The organism is Streptomyces racemochromogenes, from assembly GCF_039535215.1.
Classification (GTDB): domain Bacteria; phylum Actinomycetota; class Actinomycetes; order Streptomycetales; family Streptomycetaceae; genus Streptomyces; species Streptomyces racemochromogenes.
Map to the genome: position 1 here is coordinate 3,754,984 of NZ_BAAAWT010000001.1, position 15,425 is coordinate 3,770,408.

Sequence of the window (15,425 nt, forward strand, 5' to 3'; positions counted from 1 at the left end):
TCCTGCCGGGGTCCACTGCCCGCGGCGGCGTACCGTCCTGCCGGGGTCCACTGCTCGCGGCGGCGTACCGTCCCGCCGGGGTCCACCGCTCGCAGGGGCGGACCACCCGGGGCGGCGCACCACCCGCAGGCGGCCCGCCGGTGTCGGACGCGCCCGCCCGGCGTGGGGAGTGGCCCGGCCAGGGCTGGGGCCTCGAACATCGGGCCGGATGGCCGTAGCATCCGGCCCATGCCCAATGGTCAGCACGGTCAGCCCTCGCCCAGCCAGCCGCCCGCCGGAGGCCAGTGGTACCCCCCGGAGTGGCCCGACCGCATCCGCGCGCTCGCCGACGGGGTCCTCACCCCGGTGGAGCCCAGACGTGCGGCCACCGTGATGCTGCTGCGCGACACTCCCGCCGGCCCCGCCGTGCACATGCTGCGCCGTCGCTCCTCCATGGCCTTCGCCGGCGGTGCGTACGCCTACCCCGGCGGCGGCGTCGACCCCCGTGACGAGGACCACCGCATCGGCTGGGCCGGGCCCGGCCTGGACCTCTGGGCGGAGCGCCTCGGCACGGACGCCGCCACCGCCCAGGCGATCGTCTGCGGGGCGGTGCGCGAGACCTTCGAGGAGGCCGGGGTGCTGCTCGCGGGGGAGACCCCGGACACGGTCGTCGGGGACACCACCGGCGACGACTGGGAGGCCGACCGCGAGGCCCTCGTGGCGCGCGAGCTGTCCTTCGCCGAGTTCCTGGACCGGCGCAAGCTGCTGCTGCGCTCCGATCTGCTCGGGGCGTGGGCCCGCTGGATCACCCCGGAGTTCGAGCCGCGCCGCTACGACACGTGGTTCTTCGTCGCCGCCCTCCCGGAAGGCCAGCGCACCCGCAACGCCTCCACCGAGGCCGACCGGACCGTCTGGATCCGCCCCGCCGACGCCGCCGACGGGTACGACCGGGGCGAGCTGCTGATGATGCCGCCGACCATCTCCACCCTGCGTTCCCTGGAGCCGTACGGGAGCGCCGCCGACGCGCTCGCCGCGGCCGGCGGGCAGGACCTTGCCCCCGTCCTGGCGCGGGCCGCGCTGGAGGACGGCGTGCTGGTGCTCAGCTGGCCCGGCCACGACGAGTTCACGAAGCGAGTGAGCCCGGGAGACCCCGCATGACCGATGCCGCAGCCCTCCCCGGCCAGCCCCGGGGGACCGTTTCCTCCGGGCCCGCCACGGCCCGCGCGGTCAACGTCCTGGCCCCCAACGCCTCGGCGATGACCCTGGACGGCACCAACACCTGGCTGGTGTCGGAGCCCGACTCCGAGCTGGCCGTCGTCATCGACCCGGGCCCGCTGGACGAGGGGCACCTGCGGGCGGTCATCGGCGCCGCCGAGCAGGCCGGCAAGCGGGTCGCGCTGACGCTCCTCACGCACGGCCACCCCGACCACGCCGAGGGCGCCGGCCGTTTCGCCGAGCTCACCCGTACGAAGGTCCGCGCCCTCGACCCCGCGCAGCGCCTCGGCGACGAGGGCCTGGCGGCCGGCAACGTCATCCGTACCGGCGGCCTGGAGCTGCGCGTGGTGGCCACCCCCGGGCACACCGCCGACTCGCTCTGCTTCCACCTGCCGGCCGACCGGGCCGTGCTGACCGGGGACACGATCCTGGGCCGCGGCACCACCGTCGTCGCGCACCCCGACGGGCGGCTCGGTGACTACCTCGACTCCCTGCGCCGGCTGCGCTCCCTGACCGTCGACGACGGGGTGCACACGGTGCTCCCGGGACACGGGCCGGTACTGGACGACGCGCAGGGGGCCGTCGAGTTCTACCTCGCGCACCGCGCGCACCGGCTCGCCCAGGTCGAGACGGCCGTGGAGAACGGGCTGACCACGGCCGAGGCGGTCGTCGCCCGGGTCTACGCGGACGTGGACCGTTCGCTGTGGCCGGCCGCGACGTGGTCGGTCCAGGCGCAGCTGGAGTACCTTCGCGATCACGGACTGATCCCGGGGGGCCCCGAATGAACACGCTTTTCCTGACCCTCGCGCTGCTCGCGGCGGCGGGGTGGATCACCTCGACCCTGAACCTGAAGGTGCGGGCCCTGGAGGACAAGGCCGCCCGGCTGGAGCGCCGGCTGGGCCTGGTCCTGGACCACTTCGGCATCGAGGAGCCCGAGGCCGCCGGGATGGACGAGGTCCGCGCCCTGGTGCGCGACGGCCGGACCATCTCGGCGATCAGGGTCTACCGGCGGATCACGGGCGCGGGCCTGGCGGAGGCCAAGCGGGCGGTGGAGGCCCTCGAAGCCCCCGCCGCCGCCGGGGCCTAGTCCCGCGGCGTCTTCGTGCCGTGGAGGGCCGTGTACTCGTCGGCGAGCCACGGCCCGAGGTCGTCGAGGTAGGCGCGGGCCACGGCCGGGTCGTCCACGGGGTCCAGGGCCACGGCGGCCGCGCGCCGCAGCTGGGCGGCCCGCTGCGGGTAGTACCCGCCGAAGACCTCGGCGGACTCGGTGAGGTCGCTGGTCCAGCCGCCCCACCGGGGCATGACGAGGGTGAACGCGGTGCGCACCAGGTGCCGCGAGAAGAAGCGGTTCATCCTGCGGAACTCGGCGGGTTCCGAGGCGGCCTCGAACCGGGCCCGCCAGCGTGGGAGCAGGGCGGCCAGGTCCCCGTTGGCCTCCCGGGCGAGCAGGCTGTCGGGCCGGTAGCGGGGCAGGTGCTCGGCCAGGTCGTCGCCGAGCAGCGGGGTGCACAGGCAGGCGAGGAACCAGCCCAGGTCGTAACGTTCCTGCTCGCTCAGCAGCCGCTCCTTGCCGTACAGCAGGACGCCGACGCCGTCGATCTGCGGGAAGTCCTCGTCGAGCCCGCGCCCCAGCACCTCGGCCGTGTCGCGGTCCTCGTCGCCCGGCTCCCGGTGCAGGGCGATCAGCACGTCGAGGTCGCTGCGCCCCGGCCGGGCCGTCCCGCGCGGTACGGAGCCGTAGAGGTAGGCGCTGTGCAGGCGGCGCCCGTACGCCTCCGCGACCCGGCCCCGCGTGGCCGCGACCAGGGCCGCGAACTCGGGCTGGACCCGGCCGAGGGATCCCTCCCGCTCCAGGTATCCGTACGTGTCCAGTCCTCGGTGCTCCATGGCCCTACTCTGCCCGCCCGGGGCGCTGACCGGCGGTTCTTCAACGGCCGGTCCTGCCGGGCCGTGCGTGCCGTGCCCGCCGGAACGCGCGCAGGGGCCCCGTCCGCACCCGGACGGGGCCCCCGCGCGAAGACGTGCCCAGCCGTCAGCGCGAGCGCTTGGCGAGCCGCTCCACGTCCAGCAGGATCACGGCACGCGCCTCCAGGCGCAGCCAGCCGCGGCCCGCGAAGTCGGCCAGGGCCTTGTTCACGGTCTCGCGGGAGGCGCCGACGAGCTGCGCCAGCTCCTCCTGGGTGAGGTCGTGCACGACGTGGATGCCCTCTTCCGACTGCACGCCGAAGCGGCGCGACAGGTCGAGGAGCGCCCGGGCGACGCGGCCCGGAACGTCGGAGAAGACCAGGTCGGACATCTGGTCGTTGGTCTTGCGCAGGCGCCGGGCGACGGCGCGCAGCAGCGCGGTCGCGACCTCGGGCCGGGCGTTCAGCCACGGCTGGAGGTCACCGTGGCCCAGGCCGAGGAGCTTGACCTCGGTCAGCGCGGTGGCGGTGGCGGTGCGCGGGCCCGGGTCGAAGAGCGACAGCTCGCCGATCAGCTCGCCGGGACCGAGGACGGCCAGCATGTTCTCGCGGCCGTCGGGGGAGGTGCGGTGGAGCTTCACCTTGCCCTCGGTCACGACGTACAGCCGGTCTCCGGGGTCGCCCTCGTGGAACAGGGCGTCGCCGCGTGCGAGGGTCACCTCGGCCATGGAGGCGCGGAGCTCCGCGGCCTGCTCGTCATCGAGCGCCGCGAAGAGCGGGGCGCGCCGCAGAACGTCGTCCACGAGTCTCTCTCCTATGTCGACCAGCCAGTGGGGACCGCTCCCCATTTTGCCGGACGGCTCAAACAGTGCGATCAATCACAAGGATGCCGGACGGATGGGCGTGCTGTGCGGCGAGAGGCCGATCGGGGTGGTGTTACCTGAGGTCCGGGCGGGTGTCGGCGGCCGGGCTTAGGCTGGCCGGGTGTCCAATAAGCCGGTGAGAGCACAGGCCAAGGGGTCCGCGGGAGTGACGGGGACCCCGAATTCAGCCGTGGGCGAACAAGCCCCTGTGGAGGCGTCCGAAAAGGTGCGACCTGTCCCGTTGGGCAAAGGTTCGGCCAAGAAACCGGGGGCGGCGAAGCCGGAATCCCGTCTCGCGATGGTCCGCCGGGCGCGCCGCATCAACCGCGAGCTCGCCGAGGTGTACCCGTACGCCCATCCGGAGCTGGACTTCCGCAATCCCTTCGAGCTGCTCGTCGCCACGGTCCTCTCCGCGCAGACGACCGACCTGCGCGTGAACCAGACGACCCCCGCCCTCTTCGCCGCCTACCCGACCCCCGAGGACATGGCCGAGGCCGTGCCCGAGGAGCTGGAGGAGATCATCCGGCCGACCGGGTTCTTCCGGGCGAAGGCGAAGTCCCTGCTGGGCCTCTCGAAGGCGTTGCGGGACGACTTCGGCGGCGAGGTGCCGGGCCGGATCGAGGACCTCGTCACCCTGCCCGGCGTCGGCCGCAAGACGGCCAACGTGGTCCTCGGCAACGCCTTCGGGGTCCCCGGGATCACCGTCGACACCCACTTCGGCCGGCTGGTGCGCCGCTTCAAGTGGACCGAGCAGGAGGACCCGGAGAAGGTCGAGGCGGAGATCTGCGCGATCTTCCCCAAGAGCGAGTGGACGATGCTGTCCCACCGCGTCGTCTTCCACGGCCGCCGCATCTGCCACGCCCGCAAGCCCGCCTGCGGCGCCTGCCCCATCGCCCCGCTCTGCCCGGCCTACGGGGAGGGCGAGACCGACCCGGAGAAGGCGAAGAAGCTCCTGAAGTACGAGAAGGGCGGCCAGCCGGGTCAGCGCCTGAGCCCGCCCCCGGACTACCCGGGCCTGCCCGCGCCGCCGCTGGGAGCCCGTACGGAGCCCTGAGCGCGGGGCGTGGCGGGCGGGGCGCGGGGCGCGGCGGGGGCGCGCGGCGCCCGGCCCCCGCGCCCCCGCCGGAACGAATCGGGAACCGGACCGCGTTCAGCGGTGTGGGAGACGGTGTTGCCAGAGGAAAGCCGACAGAGGAACGCGGACAGGGGTGCCCATGACGCGCGGTACGCAGGACGAGACCACGGCAGCCGCCCGCGAGGGGGACGGCCTGGCCCTCACGACGGCCGGCCTGCCCTCCTGGCTCGAGCCCGTCGTGGCGGCCGCCCGGACCGTCCGGCCGCGCCAGCTCAGCCGCTTCCTGCCCCCGGAGGACGGCCGGGGCCGCCAGTCCGCCGTGCTCGTCCTCTTCGGCGAGGGGCCGCGCGGCCCCGAGCTGCTGCTCCAGGAGCGCGCGGGCAGCCTCCGCTCGCACGCCGGGCAGCCCTCCTTCCCCGGCGGCGCCCTCGACCCGGAGGACGGCGACCCGCACACCACCGGCCCGCTGCGCGCCGCCCTGCGCGAGGCGGAGGAGGAGACCGGGCTGGACCCGTCCGGCGTCCAGCTCTTCGGGGTGCTGCCGCGCCTCTACATCCCGGTCAGCGAGTTCGTGGTGACCCCGGTGCTCGGCTGGTGGCGCGAGCCCTCGCCGGTCGGCGCGGTGGACCCGGCGGAGACGGCCCGGGTCTTCACGGTGCCCGTGGCGGATCTCACGGACCCCGCCCACCGGGTCACCGTGGTCCACCCGCGCGGGCACGAAGGGCCCGGATTCACCGTGGAATCGGCCCTGGTCTGGGGCTTCACCGCCGGCGTCATCGACCGGATCCTGCACTTCTCGGGCTGGGAGCGACCGTGGGACCGCTCACGTCACGTCCCGCTCGACTGGCACGCATGAGACGGTGGCCCACGTGAACGTGCTGGACATCCTGTTGCTGGTCGCCGCCGTGTGGTTCGCGATCGTCGGCTACCGCCAGGGGTTCGTCGTCGGCATCCTGTCGGTGATCGGCTTCCTGGGCGGTGGCCTCATCGCCGTGTCCCTGCTGCCCCTGATCTGGGACCGCGTGACCGACAACGGCACCCAGGTGTCCACCACCGTGGTGGTGATCGCGGTCGTGGTCATCATCATCTGCGCCTCCATCGGCCAGGCGCTGACCACGCACCTGGGCAACCGGCTCAGACGCCACATCACCTGGTCGCCCGCCCGCGCGCTCGACGCGACCGGCGGCGCCCTGGTCAACGTCGTCGCCATGCTGCTCGTGGCCTGGCTGATCGGCTCGGCCCTGGCCGGGACCTCGCTGCCCACCCTGGGCAAGGAGGTGCGCAACTCCAAGGTGCTCCTCGGCGTTTCGCGGGTGCTGCCCGCCCAGGCGAACACCTGGTTCTCGGACTTCAGCTCCACCCTCGCCCGCAACGGCTTCCCGCAGGTCTTCAGCCCGTTCTCGAACGAGCCGATCACCGAGGTGAAGGCCCCCGACCCGGCCCTCGCCCGCAGCGCGGTCGCCCAGCAGGCCAAGCTCTCGATCGTGAAGGTCGTCGGCACCGCGCCCAGTTGCAGCAAGGTCCTGGAGGGCACCGGCTTCGTCTTCGCGCCGGGCAAGGTCATGACCAACGCCCACGTCGTCGGCGGGGTCGTCGAGCCGACGGTGCAGATCGGCGGCGAGGGCAAGCTCTACGACGGCAAGGTCGTGCTCTACGACTGGGAGCGCGACATCGCCGTCCTCGACGTGCCCAAGCTGAAGGCCCCGGCGCTGGAGTTCACCGACAAGGACGCGACGAGCAGCAGCGACGCGATCGTCGCCGGCTTCCCGGAGAACGGCTCCTACGATGTCCGCGCGGCCCGCGTCCGCGGCCGGATCAACGCCAACGGCCCGGACATCTACCACCGGGGCACCGTCCGCCGTGACGTGTACTCGCTGTACGCGACCGTCCGCCAGGGCAACTCCGGCGGCCCGCTGCTGACGCCCGAGGGCAAGGTGTACGGGGTCGTCTTCGCGAAGTCGCTCGACGACCCGAACACCGGCTACGCCCTGACGGGTGACGAGATCCGCGACGACATCCGCGTCGGGAAGACCGCCGAGCGCCGGGCGGACACCCAGGGCTGCGCCCTCTGACCCGCCGGTACGCGAGCGCGTACCGGCCGGCGGGGCCGCTCCCGGACGGGGGTCCTACATGCGTGGATGGCGCAGCCGCGCCGAGACCCAGCGGGCGCGGCGGCGGAGGATGCGCGGAATCCCGAGCCGGGGGTCGTGGTCGTCCCGGCCGGTCCTGTCGTGCGTGCCCGGCACCCTGGCCGAGCGGCGTTCGCGTGCGGTGTCACCGTGGTCGTGCGTCCAGCCCATACAACGAGCTGTGCCCGGGGTCCAAGGTCCGTAATCCCGTCCGGGGCGGCCAATTGGCCTATGCGCCGGGCAATTGAATGACCGTAGGACCACCGTACGAGTGACCGGACGGCCCGTCAGGCGGGTTTGCCCCGGGCCCCTGCGACGGTTCGTCAGCGGTCGGGTTCGGGGTCCTTCAGCCAGTTCAGCAGCTCGGTGGTGAAGCCGTCCGGGTCCTCCTCGTGCGGGAAGTGCCCCAGGCCGTCGAAGAGCCGCCAGCGGTACGGGGCTTCGACGTACTCCCCGGAACCGGCCGAGCTGCGGGTGCGCATCACCGGGTCCAGCGAGCCGTGCAGGTGCAGCGTGGGCACCCGTACGGGCCGCTTCATCCGGCGGTAGAACTGGAGCCCGTCCGGGCGGGCCATCGAGCGCATCATCCAGCGGTAGGGCTCGACGGAGCAGTGCGCGGTGGACGGGATGCACATCGCCCGCCGGTACACGTCCAGATCGGCGTCCTCCGGGAGCAGCGGCCCGGACCAGTCGCGGATCAGCTCCGCGACGAGGGCCCCGTCGTCGGCGACGAGCTGCCGCTCGGGGATGAACGGCCGCTGGAACCCCCAGATGTGGGAACTCGCCCGGGTCTGGCCGAAGTCGGCCATCATCGCCGAGCGCCAGCGACGCGGGTGCGGCATGGAGGAGACGACCAGCCGGCGCACCAGCTTGGGCCGCATCACGGCCGCCGTCCAGGCGAGGTAGCCGCCCAGGTCGTGCCCGACGAGGGCGGCGTCCGGTTCGCCGAGGGAGCGCACGACCCCGGTGATGTCCAGGGCCAGGTTCGCGGGGTCGTAGCCGCGCGGGGTGCGGTCGCTGCCGCCCACCCCGCGCAGATCCATGGCCACCGCCCGGTACCCGGCGTCCGCGAGGGCGGCCAGCTGGTGCCGCCAGGTCCACCAGAACTGCGGGAAGCCGTGCAGGAGCAGCACCAGCGGCCCGTCACCGGCCTCCGCGACGTGGAAGCGGGCGCCGTTGGCGGCGACGTCCCGGTGCGTCACCGCCCGCCCGCCGGGCAGGTCGAGCCGTACCGCCGTGGCGGCGGTGGGCGGAGTGCCGGAGTCGGCCGAGGGCGCTGTCATGAGGACGAGCGTGCCACACCCACAGCCTGGTCACTCACCGGCCGCGGGTGCGGCTTGACGGTTCCCACCAGCGCGGCGGTCTGCTTGACGGAGTCCATGGTCTTCACCGGCGGCTTGATCTTCTTGAACTTCGTCACCGCCAGGAGCCCGACGAGGCCCGCGAGCAGCCAGAACGCGCCGCCGACGATGAGGAAGGACCAGGCCAGGCCGAGACCGAGATTGTGGATGCCGTAGGCCGCGGCGAAACTCAGTACGGGGAGGGAGAAGAGCAGCAGCACGCCCGCCGCGATGGCGGCGCCGCTGCCGATGCCCGCGCGCTTGACGTCCTGCTTGATCTCGACCTTGGCGAGGGCGATCTCGTCGTGCACCAGGGCGGACATCTCGGCGGTGGCCGCGGCGACCAGCTGGCCGAGTGTGCGCTCGGCTCCCGGAGCCCCTTGGTCCACTGCGCTCATCTCTGTCTCCCTCTGTCGTCGTCTGCCGGCGGCTGTCCTCCGTCGTCCCTCAGATCATGCCGGACGGTCGGCGCCGGCGCTGGACCCGCCCGCCGGTTCTCCGGCGGCCGGGTTCGCGTCCGAGCCCCGCGCGAGGGCCACGGCCGCGGCCCTGCGGCGGTGTTCGGCGGCCTTCTCCTCGTGGATCCGAGCCATCCGCAGGTGGTAGTCCGGGTTGTCCTGCTCGTAGACGTCGGGGATCCCGTCGAGGTCCTCGTCGCGCTCCTCGGCCTCCGTCAGGGCCCGGTACGTGCGGTTGCGGAGCTTGAGCATGACGCTCGCGACGATCGCCGCGACGAGGGAGCCGATGAGTACGGCGGCCTTGACCTCGTCGGTGAGGACCTCGTCGCCGGCGAAGGCGAGTTCGCCGATCAGCAGGGAGACGGTGAAGCCGATGCCGGCGAGGGAGGCCACGGCGAGCACGTCGGGCCAGGCGAGGTCCTCGTTGAGCTCGGCCCGGGTGAAGCGGGCGGCCAGCCAGGTGCCGCCGAAGATGCCGACGGCCTTGCCGACGACGAGGCCGAGCACCACGCCGAGGGTCTCGGGGCGGGTGAAGACCTGTGCGATGGATTCGTCCGAAAGGGAGACCCCGGCGGAGAAGAGGGCGAAGAGCGGAACCGCCAGCCCGGCGGACAGGGGGCGCACCAGGTGCTCGATGTGCTCGCCGGGGGAGTGTTCCTCGCCGTCCCGGCGGGTGCAGCGGAGCATCAGGCCCATGGCCACGCCGGCGATGGTGGCGTGGACGCCGCTGTTGTACATCAGGCCCCAGATGACCAGGGCGAGGGGGACGTAGACGTACCAGCCGCGGACGCCGGCGCGCAGCAGGAACCAGAAGAGGACCAGGCCCGCGACGGCGCCGCCGAGGGCGGCGAAGTTCAGGTCGCTGGTGAAGAACACCGCGATGATCAGGATGGCGAACAGGTCGTCGACCACGGCCAGCGTCAGCAGGAAGGCGCGCAGCGCGGAGGGCAGTGAGGTGCCGATGACCGCGAGGACGGCGAGGGCGAAGGCGATGTCGGTGGCGGTCGGGACGGCCCAGCCGGAGGTGGAGCCGTTCCCCAGGGTGTTGACCAGCAGGTAGACGAGGGCGGGGACGGCCATGCCACATATCGCGGCGATCACCGGGAGGGCGGCCGCCTTGGGGTCGCGCAGGTCGCCCGCGACGAGTTCGCGCTTGAGCTCGATGCCGGCGACGAAGAAGAAGACCGCGAGGAGTCCGTCGGCCGCCCAGTGCTGGAGGGAGAGGTCCAGGCCGAGGGCGGCGGGGCCGATGTGGAAGGACCGGACGGTGTCGTAGCTCGCGGAGACGGCGGGGATGTTCGCCCACAGGAGGGCGGCGATCGCGGCCACCAGCAGCAGCACGCCGCCGACGGTCTCCGTGCGCAGGGCGTCCGCGACGAAGCGGCGCTCGGGCAGGGAGAGGCGGCCGAGCAGTTTGCGGCGGGGGGTGGGCGTTGCCACGGAGGAACCTCCGGTCGGTCGACGGCATGACACATGCAGTTGCCGACCAGACTTCCCGGCGCACCCTGAGACTTAGAACGTCACATCTTGACGCTTTTCATATTTTACAGGGTCCGTCTTACAGGGCCCGTTCGGTCGTATCGGGCGATCTTCACCTTAAACGCGCGGGGGGCGTCCGGCGCGTTGTGCGCCGGACGCCCCCAGGGCTCGGACGGCCCGTGGCCGGCCGGTGCTCAGTCCTCGTCGGAGGAGCTGGGCAGCTTCGTCTGGATCAGGTCCATCACCGAGGAATCCGCCAGCGTGGTGACGTCGCCGACCGCGCGGTTCTCCGCAACGTCACGCAGCAGACGGCGCATGATCTTGCCGGAGCGGGTCTTCGGGAGCTCCGCCACCGGCAGGATCCGCTTGGGCTTGGCGATCGGGCCGAGGGTGGTGCCGACGTGGTTGCGCAGCTCGGCGACCAGGCCCTCGGTCTCCGAGGCGGTGCCGCGCAGGATCACGAACGCCACGATGGCCTGCCCCGTCGTCTCGTCGGCCGCGCCGACCACCGCCGCCTCGGCGACGGAGGGGTGCGAGACGAGCGCCGACTCCACCTCGGTGGTGGAGATGTTGTGGCCCGAGACGAGCATGACGTCGTCGACCCGGCCGAGCAGCCAGATGTCGCCGTCGTCGTCCTTCTTGGCGCCGTCGCCCGCGAAGTACTTGCCCTCGAAGCGCGACCAGTAGGTGTCGATGAACCGCTGGTCGTCACCCCAGATGGTGCGCAGCATCGACGGCCACGGCTCGGTGAGCACCAGGTAGCCGCCACCGCCGTCGGGGACCTCGTTGGCCTCGTCGTCCACCACGGTGGCCGAGATGCCGGGCAGCGCGCGCTGCGCCGAGCCGGGCTTGGTCGCGGTGACGCCCGGCAGCGGGGAGATCATCATGGCGCCGGTCTCGGTCTGCCACCACGTGTCCACGATCGGGCAGCGGTCGCCGCCGATGTGCTTGCGGTACCAGATCCAGGCCTCGGGGTTGATCGGCTCGCCGACCGAGCCCAGCACGCGCAGGCTCGACAGGTCGAACTTCGCGGGGATGTCGTCGCCCCACTTCATGAACGTACGGATCGCCGTGGGCGCGGTGTAGAGGATGGTGACGCCGTACTTCTGCACGACCTCCCAGAACCGGCCCTGGTGCGGGGTGTCCGGCGTGCCCTCGTACATGACCTGGGTGGCACCGTTGGCGAGCGGGCCGTAGACGATGTACGAGTGCCCGGTGACCCAGCCGATGTCGGCGGTACACCAGTAGACGTCGGTCTCCGGCTTGAGGTCGAAGACGGCGTGGTGGGTGTACGCGGCCTGCGTGAGGTAGCCGCCCGAGGTGTGCAGGATGCCCTTCGGCTTACCCGTGGTGCCCGAGGTGTAGAGGATGAACAGCGGGTGCTCGGCGTCGAAGGCCTGCGGGGTGTGCTCCGTGGACTGCCGGCCGACCACGTCGTGCCACCAGACGTCACGGCCCTCGGTGAAGGCGGTGTCCTGGCCGGTACGGCGCACGACGAGGACGTGCTCGACCTGCGGGCACTTGGTGACGGCCTCGTCGATGGCGGGCTTGAGGGCGCTGGGCTTGCCGCGGCGGTAGCCGCCGTCGGCGGTGATCACCAGCTTGGCGTCGGCGTCCTGGATGCGGGAGGCGACGGCGTCGGCGGAGAAGCCGCCGAAGACCACCGAGTGCGCGGCGCCGACGCGGGCGCACGCGAGCATCGCGACGACCGCCTCGGGGATCATCGGCAGGTAGACGGCGACCCGGTCGCCCGCCCGGACACCGAGCTCGGTGAGGGCGTTGGCGGCCTGGGACACCTCGTCCTTGAGCTGGGCGTAGGTGATCGAGCGGCTGTCGCCGGGCTCGCCCTCGAAGTGGAGGGCGACGCGGTCGCCGTTGCCGGCCTCCACGTGCCGGTCCACGCAGTTGTACGCGACGTTGAGCTTGCCGTCGGCGAACCACTTCGCGAAGGGCGGGTTGCTCCAGTCGAGCGTCTGGGTGGGCTCGGTGTCCCAGCTCAGCCGGCGCGCCTGCTCGGCCCAGAAGCCCAGCCGGTCCTCGGCGGCCTGTGCGTACGCCGCCTCGGTCACGTTGGCGGCGGTGGCCAGATCGGCGGGCGGCGCGAACCGCCGCTCCTCCTTGAGCAGGTTGGCCAGGCTGTCAGTGCTCACGACATCTCCCTTTCCCAGAGTTTCCGTTGTCCCCGGGCATAGCTGTGTCTCCGGGCATAGCTCATCAGTCGGATGCCCAGGTGACAAGGGGTAGCCGAAAATTGGTTTAGACCTATATCACGACCGGGAGGGTCGCGGCGCAGGTCCGGGAGCACGTCCACGGCGTACGAATGGCCCCTTCCCGCCTGCAGGGTGCGGGAAGGGGCCAACAGCTTGCACGGATACGGGAGGCTATCGGTTCGGGCCTGTCGTGGATCACACGCTCTGGCCGACGCTGTCGAAAACCCGACAGTCGAAGAAGTCCTCTCCTTCGGACAGCAGATAGGCCTGCGCCTCACCCACGTGGAAGTACATCCCGTGCAGCTCCAGCGTGCCCTCCGCGAGCCGGCGGGCCACCGATTCGTGGGCCCGCAGGTGCTCCAGCTGCTGCACCACGTTGGTCAGGCAGAGCTGTTCCACGGCGTCGGCCGGGAGCCGCCCGGCGATCCGGGCCCAGGCGTGGTGCCGGCTGCCCATCCGCTTCAGGCTGGGCAGGCCGTGCCGCAGCCAGCGGGTCAGCGGGGTCACCGGCGCTTCCGGGTGGGAGTTCAGCAGGGCCTGCATGGCCCCGCAGCCCGAGTGCCCGCACACCGTGATGCTGGCGACCTTGAGCACGTCCACGGCGTACTCGATCGCCGCGGCCACCGAGTCGTCCGTGGCCTCGGCCCCGGGCAGCGGGACGAGGTTGCCCACGTTGCGGACGGTGAAGAGGTCACCCGGACCGCTCGCCGTGATCATGCTGGTGACCAGGCGGGAGTCCGCGCAGGTCAGGAAGAGCTGCGAAGGCCGCTGCCCCTCGCGGGCCAGCCGGGCCAGCTCGTCCCGGACGTGCGGGGCGGTGTCCCGCTGGAAGGCGCTGATCCCGCTGGCCAGTTGGCCGGCTCCGCGCCGGCGGGACGCCGTCTCGGCGGCCGGGACCCCGGACGCGCTGGGGATCGTACGCGCGACCGTGCCGCCGGGGCCCGCCGCGACGGCGGGGGCGTGGGCCGCGCGGTGGTCGCAGTGGTTCTGCCACGGCGTCCAGGGACGGCAGCAGTGGTGCGCCCCGCGCCCGGAGTCGGTCCGGTGGTGCCCGCCGCCCGCACCGGAGCCCGCGTCCGCGGCGGTGGGCGAGGCCGCGTCCGTGTCCGCTTCGGCTTCCGTGTCCGCGTCCGGACCGGTGCCCGCGAGGGCCCGTCCGCCGCGGCCGGTGAGCTCCAGCGAACCGCCGTGCGCCAGATGCGAGTTCTGCCAGTCGTGCAGGGCCTCGTAGGCGGCGTGGTCCATGAACGAGCCGTCCAGTTCGACCACCACGTGCCCGCCGTGCGGGACCTGGCCCAGCACCCTGCTCAGCCGGGGGACGGCCAGGAAGGTCAACTGGCCGCGGGCGCAGACCTCGTGTACGCCGTCCCGTTCGGTCAGTGTGATCCGGGTCCGGGTCAGCCGGCGCAGGGCCAGCGCCACGGCGACCGCGATCCCGACGGCCACGCCCTCCAGCACTCCGCCCAGCACCACCGCGACGATGGTCGTCGCGTAGACCAGCACCTCCCCGTGCCGGCTGATCGTGCGCAGGTGCGTGATGCTGACCATCTGCACTCCGACGGCCATGACCAGGGCGGCCAGCGCGGCGAGCGGGATGAGGTCGAGGACGGGCACGAGCAGCCCGGCCGCGAGCACCACCCACAGCCCGTGGAACATGGCTGATTTTCGGCTGACGGCACCCGACTTCACATTGGCCACGCTGCGCACGGCCACGCCCGTGATGGGCAGTCCGCCCAGCATGCCGGAGACGATGTTCGCCGCGCCCTGGCCGCGGAGTTCGCGGTCGAGGTCGGCGCGGGGCGGGCGGTTGTCGGTACCGCGCTCGGCGGCGATCAGCTTGTCGGTGGCGACCGAGGACAGCAGGGACTCCACGCTGCCGACCAGGGTGATGGTCAGGACGGCGGCGATCAGGCCGAGCACCGGCCCCTCGGGCAGTTCGGGCAGGGCGTGGCTGCGCCACGACGGCAGGTCCACCCGGGGCAGGCTGAGCCCGGCAAGTGCCGCGAAGGCGGTGGCGGTGGCGACGGCCGCGAGCGCGGCGGGCACCTTGCGCAGGGCGCGGCCCACCCTCCCGGGCAGTCTGCCCCAGCCCAGCAGGACGCACAGCGTCAGGGCGCTCACCCCGAGGGCTGCGGGATGGGGGTGCGCCAACTGGGCCGGCAGCCCGAGCACGTTGGCCACGGCGGAGCTCTGCGGACTGCCGCCGAGCACGATGTGCAGCTGGGCCAGGGCGATGGTGACGCCGATGCCGGCGAGCATCCCGTGCACGATCGCCGGGCTCACCATGAGCGCCGACCGGGCGGTCCGCAGGAGGGCGAGCCCGAGCTGGCAGACGCCGGCGAGGACGGTGATGGCGCAGGTGGTGCGCCAGCCGTAGCGCTGGATCAACTCGGCTGTCACCACGGTGAGTCCGGCCGCCGGGCCGCTCACCTGGAGGGGGGCTCCGCCGAACCGGCCGGCCACGATCCCGCCCACGGCCGCGGCCACCAGCCCTGCCTGGAGCGGGGCTCCGGTGGCGAGCGCGATGCCGAGGGAGAGCGGGAGGGCGATCAGGAAGACGGCGGCGGACGCGGACAGGTCGGCGGGGAGGTCCTGGAGCGGACTTCGCTTCCGCGGGCCGGCCGCGGCTGGGGACGGGGGCGGGGCCGGGGTCGGTTCCGGGGTGGGGGCTGGGGTGGTGGCTGTCATGGGTTCCCGTCTCCTCTGAGGAGGGATGAAGCGGCGGGAGTCTCAACACTCGGTAAATGAACGGTAATGGAGAGTAAAGAGCGGT

The 15,425-nt window shown here is 72.8% G+C and carries 14 protein-coding genes; 6 read left to right on the forward strand and 8 right to left on the reverse strand.

The genetic code is table 11. The features are described from left to right. Window positions 1-228 precede the first annotated feature (228 nt). The 3 genes from ABD973_RS17425 to ABD973_RS17435 are packed head-to-tail and all read left to right on the forward strand — an operon-like array spanning window position 229 to window position 2,281. The gene (locus tag ABD973_RS17425) at window positions 229-1,137 is read left to right on the forward strand and encodes an NUDIX hydrolase (protein WP_125599977.1); all 909 of its coding nucleotides are present in this window, start codon (window positions 229-231) and stop codon (window positions 1,135-1,137) included. Then, window positions 1,134-1,979: an MBL fold metallo-hydrolase gene (locus tag ABD973_RS17430; RefSeq protein WP_125821576.1), complete on the forward strand. Its 846-nt coding sequence runs from the start codon at window positions 1,134-1,136 to the stop codon at window positions 1,977-1,979. The genes ABD973_RS17425 and ABD973_RS17430 overlap by 4 nt, the downstream gene beginning before the upstream one ends. Beyond that, window positions 1,976-2,281 carry a hypothetical protein gene (locus ABD973_RS17435; RefSeq protein ID WP_345500777.1) on the forward strand — a complete coding sequence of 102 codons (306 nt, stop codon included), beginning with the start codon at window positions 1,976-1,978 and terminating at the stop codon, window positions 2,279-2,281. Before ABD973_RS17430 ends, ABD973_RS17435 begins: the two co-directional genes overlap by 4 nt. On the opposite strand, the gene ABD973_RS17440 is transcribed toward ABD973_RS17435, so the two are convergent. After that, complete coding sequence (locus ABD973_RS17440) at window positions 2,278-3,081, reverse strand: nucleotidyltransferase domain-containing protein (protein WP_345500779.1); 804 nt, start codon at window positions 3,079-3,081, stop codon at window positions 2,278-2,280. The genes ABD973_RS17435 and ABD973_RS17440 overlap by 4 nt on opposite strands. Window positions 3,082-3,226: 145 nt before the next feature. Beyond that, on the reverse strand, window positions 3,227-3,901 hold the full coding sequence (locus ABD973_RS17445) for a Crp/Fnr family transcriptional regulator (RefSeq protein WP_007264960.1): 675 nt from the start codon (window positions 3,899-3,901) through the stop codon (window positions 3,227-3,229). A gap of 286 nt (window positions 3,902-4,187) precedes the next feature. Between ABD973_RS17445 and nth the strand changes: the two genes are divergently transcribed. From nth to ABD973_RS17460, 3 genes are all read left to right on the forward strand, one after another. Beyond that, a complete protein-coding gene (gene nth, locus ABD973_RS17450; RefSeq protein WP_241253569.1) occupies window positions 4,188-5,015 on the forward strand; it encodes an endonuclease III in 828 nt (275 codons plus the stop codon). A 160-nt stretch (window positions 5,016-5,175) separates the two neighbouring features. Beyond that, complete coding sequence (locus tag ABD973_RS17455) at window positions 5,176-5,892, forward strand: NUDIX hydrolase (RefSeq protein WP_241253290.1); 717 nt, start codon at window positions 5,176-5,178, stop codon at window positions 5,890-5,892. Between the two features lie 13 nt (window positions 5,893-5,905). Further along, entirely contained in the window at window positions 5,906-7,108 is a 1,203-nt protein-coding gene (locus ABD973_RS17460) for a MarP family serine protease (protein ID WP_125599964.1), read from the forward strand. Window positions 7,109-7,162: 54 nt separating this feature from the next. On the opposite strand, the gene ABD973_RS17465 is transcribed toward ABD973_RS17460, so the two are convergent. From ABD973_RS17465 to ABD973_RS17490, 6 genes are all read right to left on the reverse strand, one after another. Further along, window positions 7,163-7,336, reverse strand: coding sequence for a hypothetical protein (locus ABD973_RS17465; RefSeq protein ID WP_164720907.1), 174 nt, complete (start codon window positions 7,334-7,336; stop codon window positions 7,163-7,165). A 152-nt stretch (window positions 7,337-7,488) separates the two neighbouring features. Then, on the reverse strand, window positions 7,489-8,448 hold the full coding sequence (locus ABD973_RS17470; RefSeq protein WP_125599961.1) for an alpha/beta fold hydrolase: 960 nt from the start codon (window positions 8,446-8,448) through the stop codon (window positions 7,489-7,491). Continuing rightward, on the reverse strand, window positions 8,445-8,903 hold the full coding sequence (locus ABD973_RS17475; RefSeq protein WP_125599958.1) for a phage holin family protein: 459 nt from the start codon (window positions 8,901-8,903) through the stop codon (window positions 8,445-8,447). The genes ABD973_RS17470 and ABD973_RS17475 overlap by 4 nt, the downstream gene beginning before the upstream one ends. Window positions 8,904-8,957: 54 nt before the next feature. Next, window positions 8,958-10,403: a Na+/H+ antiporter NhaA gene (gene nhaA / locus ABD973_RS17480; RefSeq protein WP_125599955.1), complete on the reverse strand. Its 1,446-nt coding sequence runs from the start codon at window positions 10,401-10,403 to the stop codon at window positions 8,958-8,960. 233 nt (window positions 10,404-10,636) lie between these two features. Further along, complete coding sequence (gene acs, locus ABD973_RS17485) at window positions 10,637-12,592, reverse strand: acetate--CoA ligase (protein WP_125821571.1); 1,956 nt, start codon at window positions 12,590-12,592, stop codon at window positions 10,637-10,639. Window positions 12,593-12,847: 255 nt separating this feature from the next. After that, entirely contained in the window at window positions 12,848-15,340 is a 2,493-nt protein-coding gene (locus ABD973_RS17490) for a SulP family inorganic anion transporter (protein ID WP_125821570.1), read from the reverse strand. Window positions 15,341-15,425: the final 85 nt, after the last annotated feature.